The organism is Streptomyces sp. NBC_00271 (assembly GCF_036178845.1).
Classification (GTDB): Bacteria; Actinomycetota; Actinomycetes; order Streptomycetales; family Streptomycetaceae; genus Streptomyces.
In genome coordinates this window covers 9007680-9022648 of record NZ_CP108070.1, presented here as the reverse complement: position 1 = coordinate 9022648, position 14969 = coordinate 9007680, and the positions used below count along the sequence as shown (strand labels likewise).

Sequence of the window (14969 nt, the reverse complement as noted above, 5' to 3'; positions counted from 1 at the left end):
ATCAACTTTGCCGTTACCCATCGTCAATAGGGCGGACCCAAATAATTGATAATCTCATCAGTAATGGCAGACTCATCGCGACGGTTGTTACACTCGCCGTATGCCGACGTCAGCCCCGCCCAAGAACCGCTTCGAGCGACGCCGTGCCGAGACCCGTCAGGCGCTCGTCCGCGCGGCCCGGCAGATCCTCGCGGAGACCGGGGACACCAGCGCCAGCATCCAGGCCATCGCCGAGCGCGCGGACGTCGGTTTCGGCTCCTTCTACAACCACTTCGAGTCCAAGACGGAGCTGTTCGACGCCGCGGTGACAGACGCCCTGGACGAGTTCGGGCAGGTCATAGACGAGCGCGTACAAGGAATCGACGACCCGGCCGAGCTCGTCGCGGCGGGCTTCCGGCTCACCGCCCGGATGGCCGATTCCCACCCTGAACTCATGCGGATCCTGCGTGACCGCGGTCTGGCCTACATCCACTCCGACCGGGGCCTCGCCCCGCGAGCCCTGCGCGACCTGGAGATCGGCATCGCCTCGGGCCGCTTCACCTGCCGCAACGCGACCACCGCCCTGTCCGCGTTGGGCGGCACCCTGATCTCCCTCGTGGCGCTGCGGCTGGCCCGCCCCGACCTCGACGGGGACGAGGCCGCCTCCGACCTGGCAGAGATGGTCCTGCGCATGCTCGGCGTGCCTCCGGACGACGCCCGTGAGGTCACCCGGCGCCCGCTGCCCGGCCTCGACTGACAGCTCAGGGGCCCGGCGTCCAGAAGGGATGCCGGGCTCCTGCGTGCTTGCGCTGGGCGGTTACTTCAGCGCCGCCAGGGCCGCGTCGACGCCCGCGACGAAGGACGAGACCACAGCCCGCCGACCCGGCCTCGGCGCACGCATCCTGCGCCGCCGGATCACCGACCTGACTACCCGCCTCGGGGCGACGCGCCGATTCCAGGCGGGCGCGCAGGCGGGCCGCCGCGGGTGGCTCTGAACCGCCTGTGGTTCAGGCAGGTCGGTAGCGAAAGACTGTGGGCGCCGGTGCTCCCTCAAGCACCGGCGCCCACTCACCCCTGCCCGAGGTGGTCTTGGTGAACTTTCTGTTCAGTCGTCAGGGGACGAGGATGAGGCGGATCGGGTCGCCGATCTTGTTCTCCAGCCGGTTGACCGCGTCGGCGGCCTCGGCGAGCGGGATGTGGTCGGTGATGGAGGGGGCCAGGTCGAGACGGCCGACCTCGGCCAGCCGGACCAGCTCGGTGACGGACTCGGGGCTGCCGCCGTAATGGCCGCGCACCTGCTTGCCCAGGTAGTTGAAGGTCAGGCCCTCGGTGATGGTGAGGGGCCTGGGGCTGATGCCGACCAGGATGAGGGAGCCGCCCAGGCCGAGTGCGGCGGCGGCCTGTTCGCGGACGGCGGGCACGCCGGCGCAGTCGAAGGCGAAGTCCAGACCCCGTCCGCCGGTGGCCGCGCGGACCTGGTCGGCGAAGTCGTCGGCAGCCGGGTCGAGGGCGAAGTCCGCGCCGAAGGCCAGGGCGCGTGCGCGGGCGCTGGGCAGCGGGTCTACAGCGATGATCGGCGCGGCGCCGACCAGGCGGGCGAGGCGTACGTTGTGCGCGCCGACTCCGCCCACGCCCCAGACACCGACGGACTGGGCGGGGCGTACGCCCGCGGTGGTGACGACGGCGGCGTAGGGGGTGGAGACCGCGTCGGGGATGATCGCGGCCTGGTCGAAGGGGAGGTTGTCGGGGATGGGGATGAGGGTGTCCTCGCGGGCGAGGGTGTACTGGGCCCAGCCGCCGTCGTAGTCGATGCCGGCGGTGCGCATCTGGGTACAGGGGCGGCGGCGCACGCAGCCGGCGCACTGGCCGCAGGTCTTGCCGGCCTCGAGGGTGACGCGGGTGCCGACGGTCAGGCCTCGCTTGAGGTCGGGGCCGAGGGTGTGGATCACGCCCGAAACCTCGTGGCCGACGGTGACCGTGTCGGAGGTGGCGAACAGCGGTACGAGGGAGCCATCGAGCAGGTGGACGTCCGAGAGACAGACGCCTGCGGCCTTGACCTCGATGAGGACCTCGCCCGGGCCGGGCACGGGGACGGGGACCTCCTCGACGGCGAACTTCTTGCTGTCCAGGTGGAAGCGCCCGGCGAGCATGGTGTCCATGGTGCTCTGCTTTCTGTGAGCGGCACTCCGGCGGTTCGGCCGACGGGTGCCGTGTGGAGCCTCGTGGGTGAGTGGTGACCGGGAAGGTGCGGGTTGTCAGGACCGCCGCACTCCTCCCGGCGTCCGGGGGGTCAGGCGAAGACGTCCTGCTGGTAGCGCTCGTCGGCCTCGAGCTGGGCGAGCCACTGCTGGGCGGCCTCGTCGTCGCTGCCGGTGTGCGTGCGGTAGATGGCGGCGAGCGCCTCGCGTACGGCGGGTGCCATGCGGCGGCCGTCACCGCAGACGTAGATGTACGCGCCGTCCTGGATGGCCTGCCACACGGTGTCGGCCGCATTGGCGATGGCGTCCTGGACGAACCGGGCCGGGTGGCCGGTCACCGCGGAGAAGGCGGTGTGCACCTGGGCGATCCCGGACTTCTCCCAGGCCTGCATCTCCTGGCCGTAGAAGTAGTCGTGCTCCGGGTGGCGGCAGCCGACGAAGACCTGGGACAGGCCCACCTGGGTGCCGTTCGCGTGCTGGTGGGCTCGCTCCTCCAGGAAGCCGCGCAGTGGCGCGATGCCGGTGCCCGGGCCGATGAGGACCAGCGGCGTGGCGGGGTCGGCCGGCGGGGCGAAGGTCGGGGAGGGTACGCGCACATAGCCGTAGACGACGTCGCCGGGGTTGAGGCCCGCGATGTAGGAGGAGCAGGTGCCGCGGTACCGGCCGTCACCGGACAGGGCCGGTCCTTCCAGCAGGCCGACGGTCAGGCGCACGTGGCGCGGGTCGGCCAGCGGAGCGGAGGAGATGGAGTAGAACCGCGGGCGGATCGGGCCCATCATCTCCAGGAACACCGCCAGCGGCAGTTCGACCGCGGGGAAGCGCTCCAGCAGGTTGAGCACGGAGACGCGCTTGCCCAGGACCTCGGTCTGGTAGCGCTCCTCGGCTTCGGCGGTGTCGGCCGTATAGGCCTGCAGTTGCGGCCGGGTCCAAGGGCACTCGGTGTGCCCGGCCAGCGTCCGTATCTGGGAGCGGGTGGCCACGTCCTGCAGCTCCAGGAACTCGGTGAACAGCAGACCCGCGGTGACGGGGGTGCCCACCGGGAGGTGCGTGCGGCCGCCGGCGGGCTGGTCCAGGCGCAGGACCTGGTCGCGGTCGACGCCGAGCCGCGCGAGGGCGCGGTTCACCAGCTGCGGCTCGTTCTTGGCGAAGACGGCCAGGTGGTTGCCCGTGTCGTAGGTGACACCGTCGGGGAGTTCGATGGTGATGGACTTCGCGGCCGGGCGCGGCGGCTCGATGCTGAAGTCCCACAGGCCGGTCGGGTCGTCGACGAGTTCCTCGTTGGCCACGACCGTGAGGGGGTAGGCCTGCTCGGAGACGATCGCGGGGCGCACGTCGGCCTCGGTGAGCAGTTGGACCTGGAAGCGCGGCCCTGTGGTTTCGGAGGTGTCGGCGGCGTACTCCTCGGCCAGGGTGGTCCACAGGGTGTCCATCCAGCGGGTGGCCATGCCGTCGAAGTCACCGGCGGCATCCGCGATGCCGCGCTCGACGACGCGGGTGGCGCCGGCGGCCAGCAGGCCAGCCTCGATCCGCTTCGGGAAGCCCTGGTAGGTGGCCACCCACTGGGTGTTGCCGGCACCGAGCAGTGCGAACCGCACGTTGGACAGCGAGCCCTCCGGGAGCCCGGCGGTGAGCAGTTCGTCGAAACGCTGCGCGTTGTCCGGAGCCTTGCCGTTGTAGCTGGAAGCCACGACGACGAGCAGGCCCTCGGTGGGCAGGTTGTCACCCAGCTCGTCCAGGCCGACCAAGGTGGTGCCGAACCCCGAGCGCTCGCCGCGGTCGGCGATGGTGCGCGCCAGGTCCTCGCACGAGCCGAGGCTGGAGCCGTAGGCGACGGTCAGGTTCACCCCGACACCGCTGACCGCGGCCTGGTGCTGCGTGTCGTCGGTCTGCAGGTCCGCGACGCCGAAGACGGTGCGCTCGTGCTCCTGACGGGACCGCACGACCAGCTCGAAGTCGCCGGGCTTGCGCGTCAGCGCCTCCCGCACGTCCATCTTGTAGTCGGTCGTGTCGGAGAACTTGAACTTCTGCAGCACCAGCGCGAGGGCCAGGCGGGCCTCAGTAAGCGCGAACTGCCGGCCGATGCAGGCGCGCACACCGTTCCCGAACGGCTTGTAGGCGTGCGGGTGGTGGTTGACCCGGTTCTCCGGCAGCCACCGGTTGATGTCGAACTCCTCCGGCCGCTCCCACGCCTTGGGATGGGTGTGCAGCGGGCCTTCGAGGATGTTGACCCTTGTTCCCTTCTTCAGCCCGTAGCAGCCGCCGATGACGGTGTCCTCCAGCGGGGACTTGCCGATCAGCGGGATGGGAGCCCACAGGCGCAGGGTCTCCTCCAGGATCCGCGGGATCACGTCCATCTGCATGATCGTGTCGTAGTCCGGGACCGTGTCGCCCGGCAGCAGCCGGTCCACCTCGGCGTAGGCCTGGGCCAGGACGTGCGGGTTGCGCATCAGCGAGTACGTGGCGAACGACAGCAGACCGCTGGTGGTCTCGTGGCCGGCGATCAGGAAGGTCACCACCTGGTCGCGGACGTTGTCGTCGTCCAGCCCCTTGCCGGTGTCGGGGTCCGTGGCCTGCAGCATCAGACCTAGCAGATCATCCTCACCCGTGTCGATGCCCTCACGGCGCTCCTTGATCACGTTCTCGACCAGGTCCCGCATCAGCTGGATGTTCTCGCGGTACTTCTTGTCATCGGCCTTGCGGAGCTTGGTCATCATCGGCAGCTCCTGCGAGCGCCGCAGCGACTCCACCAGCGCCTCGAGCAGCGCGTTGAGGAAGGGGTGCAGATCCTCCTTGGCGAAGGAGTCGAACCGGTAGCCGAACCCCGACAGGGCGATCGTGTCCAGGGTCAGCCGGGTGTAGTCGTCGGTGATCTTGACTGGCCGGCCCTCCCTGCTCTCCCACTTGCCCACCAGGTTCTGAGCGATCTCCAGCATCTGCCCGTAGTAGGACTTCATGGCCCGCTGGCTGAACGCCGGCAGGAGGATCCGGTGCGCCATGCCCCATTCCTCCTCGTGCTGATGAGCCGTGAACAGGCCCGCACCCGCGAAGTCCCGGACGTGGTTCAGCGGTGTCTTCTCGATCTGCTTGTAGAACCGCGTCTCGTCGCAGACCTCGGCCACCAGGTCCGGGTCCCAGACGAAGACCTGCTCGATACCGGCGATCTCCATGCCGTAGAGCCCCTCGGGGAACTGCTTGGACAGCTTGCCGAAGTACTCCACCGGGTTGGTGCTGGGGATCTGCGGCGTGTGGCCGAAGAGCGGGACCCCGCGCGGAGACCGGATGGGTCGCAGGCCGGCCTCGGACTGTGTGGACATGGCTTGCTCCTTTGTGCAGGGAGGGGATGGCAGGTGCCGGCCGAAACCCGGCCGCACCACGGAAACATACGCCGTATGGAATTGGTACCATACGACGTATGGAAAGTCGACCGCAACCCGAGACCGTGAGGGCGACCGACACGCCTCCGGTGACCGAGGTCATTTCCATACGTTGTATGAAACTGATACCGTCCGCGTATGGAAAAGGCGAAGCGTCCCCCGCGGGGAACCAGGAAGAGAGAGGTGCCTCTGACCGAGGCCGGGATCTATGCCGCCGCCCTGCGGCTCATCGACGCGGACGGGGTCGAGGCGCTCACCATGCGCAAACTCGCGACCGTGCTTGATGCGAACCCGATGTCGCTGTACCACCACGTGCCGAACAAGGACGCCGTGCTGCGCGGCGTGGCGAGAATGGTCGGCACCCAGTTCCGCACCGTGACACTGGAGGACGCTCCCTGGCAGGAGCGCATCCGCCTGCTCGCCACGGATTTCCGGACGCTGGCACACCGTCACCCCAAGCTCATGGCCTACTCATTCAGCCACCAGGCGGACTTCATCCAGCCCGAAGACCCGTTCTGGGTTGCGCTCACCGCGATCCTGGACGCCGCGGAGGTACCGCACTCGGAGCTCCCGCTGATCACCGCTCTCGTGGGCGCCGTCATCACCGGTGTCCTCACCGCCGAACTCAACGGCGCGCTCCACCGGTGGTCGAGCCTCAAACCCCCCACTGTCGGCGAAGACGGGCTCACACCTCCAGACCTCGACGAGAACCGCGTCTTCCGCCTGACGCTGGACACGATCATCATGGGCCTGGAGAGCCGACTCGCCGCCGATGGTGACGGCCAGGGCGTCGGCCATTGATTGTGCAGACCTGAAGTGTTGCGGCCTGACGCCGGCCCGTGGCGGGGCGGGGTCAGGCCGCGGCGCGCATGAGAAGGCACCCATCACATCCGGAAAGGCCCTCTCGAAACCTCGCGGTCAGTGTTGCCGCAGTGCGGCCGCCTGGACGGTGTGCGTCGCCCGCGGTCTCGCACCGTCCCAGGAAAGCGCAGCATCCTCCAGTGGCCAGGGCCCTGGATGCCGCCGTGCGACTCGCTCGTACTCCGGACGACGACCCTGCGCATGGCTGGGCCGGCCAAGCTCCGGACGCGGCAGCAGCCTGGCGCACGGTGCCGCCGGTACGCGTTCATCCCCGGTCGGCGGGCCTCCATGTCACCGGGCGTCAGCCGCCCGTACCGATAGGCGCTCCACCGGGTCTACGGCAACTGCAACCGTCCCCGCGACCTCGCCAGTCTCATCCATGCCGCTTGCCGTCCAGCGAGCCCCTTGGCGGAGTCGCGCGGCGTTCCGACACGAACGTGAAGGTCGCCGCAGACTTCCAGCGGCGGTACCTGTCACCGCAAGGGTGAGTCGGCGGTGGGCGTCAGGACGGACTCGGCGACGCCGACGATCTGACTGATGTCGAAGCCCTCCATGTCCGCGCGGAATTCGGGGCTGGAGAGGTACGCCCCCAGTCGCTCCTGAACGTCGTCGGCGTCCCGGTAGGAAACGAGGGCGTACAGCTGGGGAACCTCAGTCCCGGGAGTCGCCGGCACCGTCCAGACGCCGTGTGTGGTGATCCTGTGCTTGGCCATACCGGGAATGTGCTTGGACCAGATGTCCTCGTAGGCGACGAGCGCCTCAGGGCTGCGCAGTGTGTAGACACGAAGCTGGTACTGGGACATGAACTCTCTTTCCTTCTCTTCTGCCGCCGGGACAAGGATCCCCAGCGGCACAGCGGTTGGGAGGCTTCTCTCAGCCTTTCGCGAACAAGTTCGCGAGTTCGAGCCCCCAGTCGATGCGTCCGGACTCGGTGCCCCGTGGCACCAGCGCCTCCGTGTTCTCGAGGAAGGTTCTGACGTCCTGCACGGGAACCTCGAGCAAGGCGGTCCCCGCGGGAGACCCGAGAACGATGTACATGGCTTGGTCACCACGGCCGACGGCCGGCCAGACCCGGATGTCCCCACAGCCTGTGGAACCCGTCAGGCCATCGGCCAGGAGTTCACGCCCCAGAACCCACTCGGTCTGCTCGTCGGTGTCGGTGAAAAAGGCGGCACGGACGACATAGGGATCAGTGGGCTCGTACCGCAGGCTCATGCACATGGACAGCGAGTAGGTGCGCGAGACGACAAGCTGCACGGCCACCCCCTGCACGACGGTCTTCAAAGACTCCATCGACTTTCACTCCCGGCTGGGTGGCGGTCAGCGAACGCTGATCTCAACCTGGACGTCGTGACACCAGCCACGGATCTCGTCCCAGGAGTAGCCCAGTTCGAGCAGGTAGCCGACACCGTGGTCCCAGCGGTGGTCGCCGGCGTTGACACTGACGGCCGGACGCTGGACGTGCGCGGATACAGAAGGCGCGGCCGATGCGGTACCCCCCGCACCAAGAACAGCGGCACTCGCGACCGCCACGGAGGAAGCGGTGACGGCAACGCGCCTCGTGAGCTTGTTCATGATCTTTCCTTCCCGATTGGTGCGATCTGCACCATCGACTACATGCAGGCGATGTGTGGCGCCTGGTGTGGCCCGAGCGAACTTTTCCATACGCCGTATGGAAGTACCTTCCCAGAATTACCATACATCGTACGGAACTGTCGAGGTGGCGAAATCGGCTCGCACGGCCGACAGCGGCATGAACAGCTCGATGCCCTCGCCCGGACCGCGTCGGTCGCCTGGACGAACTACGCCTGGCCTTCGAGAAGATGTTCACCTGCATCGACCATCTCGCCCTCCGATCCGCAGAGATCAGCCAGACCGACGAGCAACTGGACAGCAATTCCCGGGCGTTCACCCGCCTCTCCCCCATCGGCCGCGGCCGTCGGACTCGACCACGGTGAACCGGCCTGCGGCCATGCCCTCCTCCACGTCACACTTCGCCCGCGGAGCCAGTCCGTCACCGGCACATATCCGACCGAGCCGACGGCCGTGGCACAGGATCCGCATGATCTCCGGGTATGACTCAGCCATGCGCGCGCTGAGCCGCACACCCCCAGCGAGGCGCTCGGCGGGATCAACGACGCCGTGCAGGCGTTCGTCGACGGCTTGGGCGTACTCCTCGAGCACATCGGCCACGACGGCGTTCGAATCGGTTCCTGCGAGGGACCGGCATCGACACTGACAGCATGCGGTCACATTTGGGCATTTGATCAGATTCGAGGGGCTTGACGATAAAGCGGTCGTATCTGACTATTTCATCAGAAGTGGACAAAGTCGTCCAAGGTTGGCAGACGTCGTGCCGGCTTCCACCACGGCCACAGATCGGGCCGACGCCCCACACGCCGACGCTGTCTCACACCCGCACCGATGGGAAGAACCGGATGACGAACACCACCGACCACACGCCACTCGCCGAGCCGGTGAGTCCCCGAGAGATACCCGATGCGGCGATAGCGATGCTCGATGCGGAGGGGACCGTGGTGGGGTGGACGCACGCCGCCGAGCAGCTTGTCGGGTACTCGGCCGGGGAAGTGGTGGGCCGGTCCGCCGCACACGTGCTGCCGCCCGCCAAAAGCGCCCCGAGTGCTCCGGCGTTCGCCGAGCAGTGCCGTGCCCAGGATGGCTGGTCCGGCGCCGTGACGGTCCGCCACCGCGACGGCCACGCCATCAAAATGACGCTGCGGATCTCACGGCTGTGGGGGCAGGACGCCGGCACCCGCTGGCTGGTGTCCGTGACCGACATAGGCACCCTGTCCTCGGGGGCGTCCAACGGAGCTGTGCGGGAGTCGCTCCTGGCCCACGCACCGGTCGGCATCGCTGTCTATGACCCGCAGCTGCGCTGTACCTGGGTCAACGACGTCATGGAGCGCCACGACGGCACTCCTCGTCAGCGACGGTTCGGACGCCGCCTGCGGGACTCACTGCCCGCCGTCGAGGCCGAAGCGCTCGAGGTGGTGATGCGGCAGGTGCTGGAGAGTGGCACCACCATGGTCCACGAGTACCGGGCGTGGTCATCGACGGACCGGCGCCGGGAGCACGCGTTCTCGGCCTCGTTCTTCTGCCTCCAGGACGCTGACGGCACGGCACTGGCAGTGTGCTCCATGAGCGTGGACGTCACCGGCAACCGGCGGTCGCGCGAGCGCCTTGCCATCCTCAGCGAAGCCAGCACGCGCATCGGCAGCACCCTCGAGGTCATGCGGACCGGGCAGGAACTGGCCGACCTCGCCGTGCCCCTGCTGGCCGACCACGCAGTCGTCGACCTGATGGAGTCGGTTCCGTTCGGCGTGGATACCTGGACGGGGCCCGGCAAGGCGAACGGCCGCCCACCTGTGCTGCGCCGTGCCGGTGTGGCCTCCATCCACCCGGGAACCCTCAAGTTGCCGTGGGTGCGCGAAGAAGTGATCCGCCCCTTCCCGAATTCGCTGTTCGCCACCGCCCTGCGCACGGGCAGCTCTTACCTGGAATCGGTGCTCGACACCCGTTCGGGCCCCTGGGCCCTTCACGACCCGGTGAGCACGCAGAAGGTCCGTGACAGCGGCGTCCACTCTTTGATGGTCGTACCCATCCGTGCGCGGCGCTGTGTGCTGGGACTGGCGGTGTTCGGCCGCTCCGAGGACCAGACGCCGTTCCAGGAGGACGACCTCCTCCTCGCCGAGGAGCTCGTCACCCGGGCCGCGCTCAGCCTGGACAACGCTCTCCAGTACGCCCGCCAACGCACCGCGGCCCTGACGCTCCAACGCGACCTGCTCCCCCACCATGTGGGAGGCGGCGCCGCCCTCGATGTGGCCTCGCGCTATGTGCCGGCCGACATGGACCACGGCGTGGGGGGCGACTGGTTCGACGTGATCAAGCTGTCTGGCGCCCGGGTGGCCCTCGTCGTCGGAGATGTGGTCGGACACGGCATCAACGCCGCGGCGACGATGGGCCGATTGCGCACCGCCGTCCGCACGCTCGCGGACATGGAATTGCCTCCCCACGAACTGCTGACGCACCTCGATGACACGGTCAGGCGGCTGAGCGAGGAAGATGCCGACGCTCCGGACGAGGCCCCCGCGGCGGTGGGCGCCACCTGTCTGTATGCCGTCTACGACCCGGTCACCCGGCGGTGCACGATGGCGCGGGCCGGGCATCCCCCGCCCGCGATCATCGACCCGCAGGGCCGTATCACTTTCCCCGACATGCCCGCCGGGGCCCCGCTCGGCCTCGGCCTCGGTCTGGTCCCCTTCGAGTCCGTGGAACTGGAACTGCCCGAGGGAACTCTGCTCGCGCTCTACACCGACGGTCTGGTCGAGTCCCGCGACGACGACATCGACGTGGGCCTGGATCGCCTGGGCGCCGCCCTGGCAGGGTCCGGTTCGTCCCTGGAAGACCTGTGCTCTCACGTGATCGAGACCTTGCCGACTCAGGCCCCGGCCGACGATGTCACCTTGCTCCTTGCGCGGACTCGCGGACTCGAACCGGCCCAGGTCGCCTCCTGGGAAGTGCCGAGCGATCCGGCCGCTGTCCACACCGCCCGGAAGGCAGCCGCCCGTCAGCTCAGCCAATGGGGACTTGACCATCTGGTGGCCACCGTGCAGCTGATCGTCAGTGAACTGGTCACCAACGCCATCCGCTACGGCGGCGGCCCGATCTGCCTACGCCTCATCCAGCACCAGGTCTTGACCTGCGAAGTCTCCGACAGCAACACCAGCCACCCACGCCCACGCCAGCCCCACACCATCGACGAGAACGGCCGCGGTCTCTTCCTCGTCGCTCAATTGTCCCGCAGGTGGGGCTCCCGCTCCGCGACGGACGGCAAGGTCGTCTGGGCCGAACAAGACCTGCCCTCCAAAGCCCTTGCGGCATGACGCGCGACCGACCGGGCGGCCGACGGCCGCCAGGGCATGCCGATCTCTCGAGCCACAGGCCCTCGCAAAGGAAGCCACAGATGGACATAGAGAATGTCAAGAACGCCTGCTCGGCAGGCGCCTCCCAAGGATCGACGGGCGTCTCAGGTTCCGGTCCCAGCGGCGGGTTGTACGCCTTCGACGGTCCAGCAGCCGCCGTGCTCGACCATCGAGGCGCGGTGGTCCGGTGGACCGGGGCAGCAGAGGACCTGACGGGGTTCCGCGCCGAGGAAGTCTGTGGCCGTCCCGTGCGGGAACTGGTGGCCGACCTCCCGGACGACCTGCGCGACGCGGAGATGCCGGCGTCCGGCCGGGTACGGCTGTGGCACCAGTGCGGCGACACCATCGATGTCACCTTCCGGACCACCAAGGTGGGGTGCTCCGGCTCGGCGGAGGTCCTCGTCCTGGCGGCCCCTACACACCACGTCGCCGGCCACGAGCACGGCGCGGCGCTCCTGCGTGCACTGTCCGCACAGAACCGGATCACCATCGCCGTGTACGACACGGATCTCACCACTGTGCAGACGAACGCCGCGCCGGGCACTCTCGACAGCCGTCCAGTACAGCCCGGCGCTCGGCTGAGCGACGTGCTGTGCGACCAGGACGCCGAGCGCATCGAGGCACTACTGCGCCAGGTACTCGAGACGGGTGCCCCAGTGGTCCGCAGAAACCAGCACGTGAGCTGTCGGCACGATCCGGCGCGGCAGCACGCGCTGTCGCTGTCCGCCTTCCGTCTGGAGGACGCGCGAGGACGCCCCACGGGGGTCGCGGCCCTGTACTTCGACAACGCCGACCAGATACGTGCCCGCCGTCATCTGGATCTCGCCCGCGAGGTGGCCGAGCGAGTAGGGAAATCCCTGGATGTCGTGCGCACCGCGCAGGACCTTGCGGACGTTCTCGCACCTGCCTTCGGGGATTTCGCCGCGGTCGACCTTGCGCACCCCGTCTTCGACGGGGACGAACCCTCGAAGCAGCTGGGCGGTGGAGACATGGGCAACGCGGGCCTTGCGCCGGCCACCGGGGTGTGGCCGGCCGGCATCAAGCGCGGCCAGCCCATCCCGCCCCTTCCGGACCACCCCCTGCGGCGCGGCTTCCTACACGGCGAGCCAGTCGTCTTCAGCCTTGACGACTTCATCGCCATGGTCAGAGACCCGCAGCTGGTCGAGTATCTCGTCCCGAAGGACACCCATTCGGTGATGGTGGCACCGTTGCATGCCCGTGGGCTCACGCTAGGCGCCATAACGGCATGGCGCTGCGGCCGATCCGACCTCTTCACCGAGGACGAGGCGGATCTCATGAAGCAGATCGCCTCACGGGGTGCGCTCGCCATCGACAACGCCCGCCGTTACACGCGCGAGCGCAGGGCGGCCGTGGCGCTGCAGCAGAGCCTCCTTCCCCCGGCCACGACCGACACTCCGGCAGCCGAGACCGCCGGCGTCTACCTGCCCGCAGGCGGTGGAGCAGGCAGCAGCGGCGACTGGTACGACGCCATTGCTCTGCCCTCTCTGCGGCTGGCCCTGGTCGCCGGCGACGTGGTCGGCCACGGCATGCCCGCAAGCACCACCATGGGCCGCCTGCGCGCCGCCATCCAGACGCTCGCGGACCTGGAACTCGAACCGGACGAGCTGCTCACCCGGCTCGCGGACCTGGTCCAGCGCCTCGCGGCCGAAGCCCCGTCCGGCGACCGCGACAACGTCGGCGGCACATGCCTGTACACGGTCTACGACCCGGTCACCAGGCGCTGCGCCATGGCCAGTGCCGGGCACCCGCCACCCGTCCTGGTCCGGCCCGACGGGACCGCCGAAGCAGTCAGGATCTCCCCGGGACCACCACTCGCCCTCAGCGGCATGCCGTACGAGACCACCGTGATCGACATCGAGCCGGGCAGCGTCCTCGCTCTCTACACCAACGGCCTGGTCGAACGAGGCGATCGCGACATCGGCCAAGGCCTGCCGCGCCTGACGGAAGCCCTCGCCGCGCACTGCCGTCCGGATCGTGCCCTGGACGAAACCGGCCGGGCTCTCCTCGCCGACCTGGCAGACCAGGCCCCGCGCGACGACGCGGCCCTGCTGCTGGCCCGCACCCGCGCCGTCCCAGCAGCGGACACCGCTCACTGGGAGATCCCGGCCGATCCGGCCGCCGTCTCCAAGGCTCGAGAGTGGATAACCCGCCAACTCACCATGTGGGGCCTGGACGACCTCCTCTTCACCACCGAACTCATCGTCAGCGAACTGGTCACCAACGCCATCCGCTACGGCCGTCCGCCGATGGACCTCCGTCTGATTCGCCACCACGTCCTGGTGTGCGAGGTCACCGACTCCAGCAGCACCCAACCCCGCCTGCGGCGTGCCCGCACAACCGACGAGGGAGGACGCGGCCTGTTCCTCGTCTCTCGACTCGGTGGACGATGGGGCTGCCGCCATGGCCAGAACGGCAAGACGATCTGGTCCGAGCAAGTCATCCAGGATTCCCCCTGAAGCCACGGCTCACCGAAGTGGGTCGAGGCAGAGTCACCCACAGCTCTGATGTCTCTCGACCCGGTGTGCCGTGCAGCAGCTGCCCGAGGCCGAAGTCTGCGAGCAGGCGCAGACCCCCACCTCATGGCCGTGGTGCTCCCCTCCCGGGAAAGCCCAAAGAGCGTGCGCCGCACGACACCAGCCGATGATCCGGGCACCCGTATCCGTGATATCGCCGCACGATGCCGGCTCACCGAGCGCTGTCCAGAAGATCATTTCCGATCTTGAGCAGAACGGCTGTACCCGGCAGGACCGCTCGAATCGCTACCGGATACGGGCCACCACATCGCCCCGGCTGCGCAGGACGACCTCGTTGTCCTCGTAGCGCACCTCGCAGGACCCGGGGCCGAGGACGCCAGCATGCGCAGGAGAAGTTACACGATCAGGGCCACCACCATGGCGATCAGTCCGATCGCTATCAGTGCCACCACCGCCATGATCAGGGCGAGTGCCATCGGTCCCCATCCCTTGCCCACCCCGGGTGGCTCCGGATAGGAGATGCCATAAATGCCCCCTTCGGCGGGCGGTGTCTCACCGGGTGACACACCGCGGCCCGGTTCGGTTCTCGGAGTTCGCGTCGGGTCGGGGTCAGGAGTCGTCATGGCACACGCTCCTCTCGGGGCCCAGCTCCCCGTGGGCTGGTCACGTCGTTGGGTTTCGACAGATGTTCGGCGGCCTGTGGGGCGGCGTGGTGCCCGCCGCCCGACCGCGTGGGGTGGCGGAGAGCAGGCCGATCGATTCGAGTCCCCAGGAATCTCACCACTCGTCGACGACCGGTACACGGCGCACGAAATGCTCGCGCATCGCGTCCACCGCGCGGCCGAGGTTGTCGTAGGGCTTCACCGTGCCTTTGTCATGACGTCGCTGACATGCCGAGTCACGGAACCATCCCTCCATGTAGTGGGCGGGTGGTGCCTTCACCGCCGTTCGGCCTCCGAGTACCCGTGGTCGATCGGCCTCAACGCCGTCACACCCCGGAGACCACCGCCGAACGGATCCAGCGTCCATGCCGCACTCGGACGTGCGACGCCGCAGCCCGGGGCTCGCTCACATCGTCCCCCTGGGATCACACGTAAGGCAGGACGTCACACCTCCCGG

The 14969-nt window shown here is 68.6% G+C and carries 13 protein-coding genes and 1 pseudogene; 6 read left to right on the top strand and 8 right to left on the bottom strand.

The window, feature by feature from the left end; genetic code table 11:
- The first annotated feature begins 100 nt into the window (after positions 1-100).
- Positions 101-736, top strand: coding sequence for a TetR/AcrR family transcriptional regulator (locus OG798_RS40795; RefSeq protein WP_095851817.1), 636 nt, complete (start codon positions 101-103; stop codon positions 734-736).
- 43 nt (positions 737-779) lie between these two features.
- Positions 780-974 (top strand): hypothetical protein, encoded by a 195-nt coding sequence (locus OG798_RS40790; RefSeq protein WP_147474150.1) that lies wholly within the window; start codon positions 780-782, stop codon positions 972-974.
- 117 nt (positions 975-1091) lie between these two features.
- Here the strand turns inward: OG798_RS40790 and OG798_RS40785 are convergent, their stop codons facing one another.
- Both OG798_RS40785 and OG798_RS40780 read right to left on the bottom strand, forming a co-directional pair.
- The gene (locus tag OG798_RS40785) at positions 1092-2138 is read right to left on the bottom strand and encodes a zinc-binding dehydrogenase (protein WP_121414580.1); all 1047 of its coding nucleotides are present in this window, start codon (positions 2136-2138) and stop codon (positions 1092-1094) included.
- A gap of 131 nt (positions 2139-2269) precedes the next feature.
- On the bottom strand, positions 2270-5491 hold the full coding sequence (locus OG798_RS40780; RefSeq protein WP_328758645.1) for a bifunctional cytochrome P450/NADPH--P450 reductase: 3222 nt from the start codon (positions 5489-5491) through the stop codon (positions 2270-2272).
- A gap of 243 nt (positions 5492-5734) precedes the next feature.
- On the opposite strand from OG798_RS40780, the gene OG798_RS40775 reads away from it, so the two are divergent.
- Positions 5735-6352: a TetR/AcrR family transcriptional regulator gene (locus OG798_RS40775; RefSeq protein ID WP_267063228.1), complete on the top strand. Its 618-nt coding sequence runs from the start codon at positions 5735-5737 to the stop codon at positions 6350-6352.
- A gap of 533 nt (positions 6353-6885) precedes the next feature.
- Here the strand turns inward: OG798_RS40775 and OG798_RS40770 are convergent.
- The 4 genes from OG798_RS40770 to OG798_RS40755 all read right to left on the bottom strand — a co-directional run bounded on the left by OG798_RS40770 (position 6886) and on the right by OG798_RS40755 (position 8605).
- Entirely contained in the window at positions 6886-7215 is a 330-nt protein-coding gene (locus OG798_RS40770; RefSeq protein WP_121414583.1) for an NIPSNAP family protein, read from the bottom strand.
- 70 nt (positions 7216-7285) lie between these two features.
- Positions 7286-7705: an SsgA family sporulation/cell division regulator gene (locus tag OG798_RS40765; protein WP_121414584.1), complete on the bottom strand. Its 420-nt coding sequence runs from the start codon at positions 7703-7705 to the stop codon at positions 7286-7288.
- Positions 7706-7732: 27 nt separating this feature from the next.
- Complete coding sequence (locus tag OG798_RS40760) at positions 7733-7987, bottom strand: hypothetical protein (protein WP_121414585.1); 255 nt, start codon at positions 7985-7987, stop codon at positions 7733-7735.
- A 333-nt stretch (positions 7988-8320) separates the two neighbouring features.
- Positions 8321-8605 (bottom strand): hypothetical protein, encoded by a 285-nt coding sequence (locus OG798_RS40755; RefSeq protein ID WP_328758644.1) that lies wholly within the window; start codon positions 8603-8605, stop codon positions 8321-8323.
- Positions 8606-8850: 245 nt separating this feature from the next.
- Here OG798_RS40755 and OG798_RS40750 point away from each other — a divergent pair, with 245 nt between their 5' ends.
- From OG798_RS40750 to OG798_RS40740, 3 genes and pseudogenes are all read left to right on the top strand, one after another.
- A complete protein-coding gene (locus tag OG798_RS40750) occupies positions 8851-11316 on the top strand; it encodes a SpoIIE family protein phosphatase (protein WP_267063226.1) in 2466 nt (821 codons plus the stop codon).
- Positions 11317-11396: 80 nt separating this feature from the next.
- Positions 11397-13832 carry a SpoIIE family protein phosphatase gene (locus OG798_RS40745; protein ID WP_121414587.1) on the top strand — a complete coding sequence of 812 codons (2436 nt, stop codon included), beginning with the start codon at positions 11397-11399 and terminating at the stop codon, positions 13830-13832.
- A 123-nt stretch (positions 13833-13955) separates the two neighbouring features.
- Positions 13956-14145, top strand: a pseudogene (locus OG798_RS40740) (hypothetical protein); the annotation flags it as partial.
- A 100-nt stretch (positions 14146-14245) separates the two neighbouring features.
- Here OG798_RS40740 and OG798_RS40735 read toward each other — a convergent pair.
- Positions 14246-14473 carry a DUF6480 family protein gene (locus OG798_RS40735; RefSeq protein WP_121414589.1) on the bottom strand — a complete coding sequence of 76 codons (228 nt, stop codon included), beginning with the start codon at positions 14471-14473 and terminating at the stop codon, positions 14246-14248.
- A 154-nt stretch (positions 14474-14627) separates the two neighbouring features.
- Entirely contained in the window at positions 14628-14792 is a 165-nt protein-coding gene (locus OG798_RS40730) for a hypothetical protein (RefSeq protein WP_267063224.1), read from the bottom strand.
- Positions 14793-14969 lie beyond the last annotated feature (177 nt).

Bases quoted from the DNA above. Each gene is read 5' to 3' on its own strand.
- OG798_RS40760 (WP_121414585.1), bottom strand. From the start codon at position 7,987: ATGAACAAGCTCACGAGGCGCGTTGCCGTCACCGCTTCCTCCGTGGCG.
- OG798_RS40750 (WP_267063226.1), top strand. From the start codon at position 8,851: ATGACGAACACCACCGACCACACGCCACTCGCCGAGCCGGTGAGTCCC.
- OG798_RS40785 (WP_121414580.1), bottom strand. From the start codon at position 2,138: ATGGACACCATGCTCGCCGGGCGCTTCCACCTGGACAGCAAGAAGTTC.
- OG798_RS40735 (WP_121414589.1), bottom strand. From the start codon at position 14,473: ATGACGACTCCTGACCCCGACCCGACGCGAACTCCGAGAACCGAACCG.
- OG798_RS40765 (WP_121414584.1), bottom strand. From the start codon at position 7,705: ATGGAGTCTTTGAAGACCGTCGTGCAGGGGGTGGCCGTGCAGCTTGTC.
- OG798_RS40745 (WP_121414587.1), top strand. From the start codon at position 11,397: ATGGACATAGAGAATGTCAAGAACGCCTGCTCGGCAGGCGCCTCCCAA.
- OG798_RS40795 (WP_095851817.1), top strand. From the start codon at position 101: ATGCCGACGTCAGCCCCGCCCAAGAACCGCTTCGAGCGACGCCGTGCC.
- OG798_RS40770 (WP_121414583.1), bottom strand. From the start codon at position 7,215: ATGTCCCAGTACCAGCTTCGTGTCTACACACTGCGCAGCCCTGAGGCG.
- OG798_RS40780 (WP_328758645.1), bottom strand. From the start codon at position 5,491: ATGTCCACACAGTCCGAGGCCGGCCTGCGACCCATCCGGTCTCCGCGC.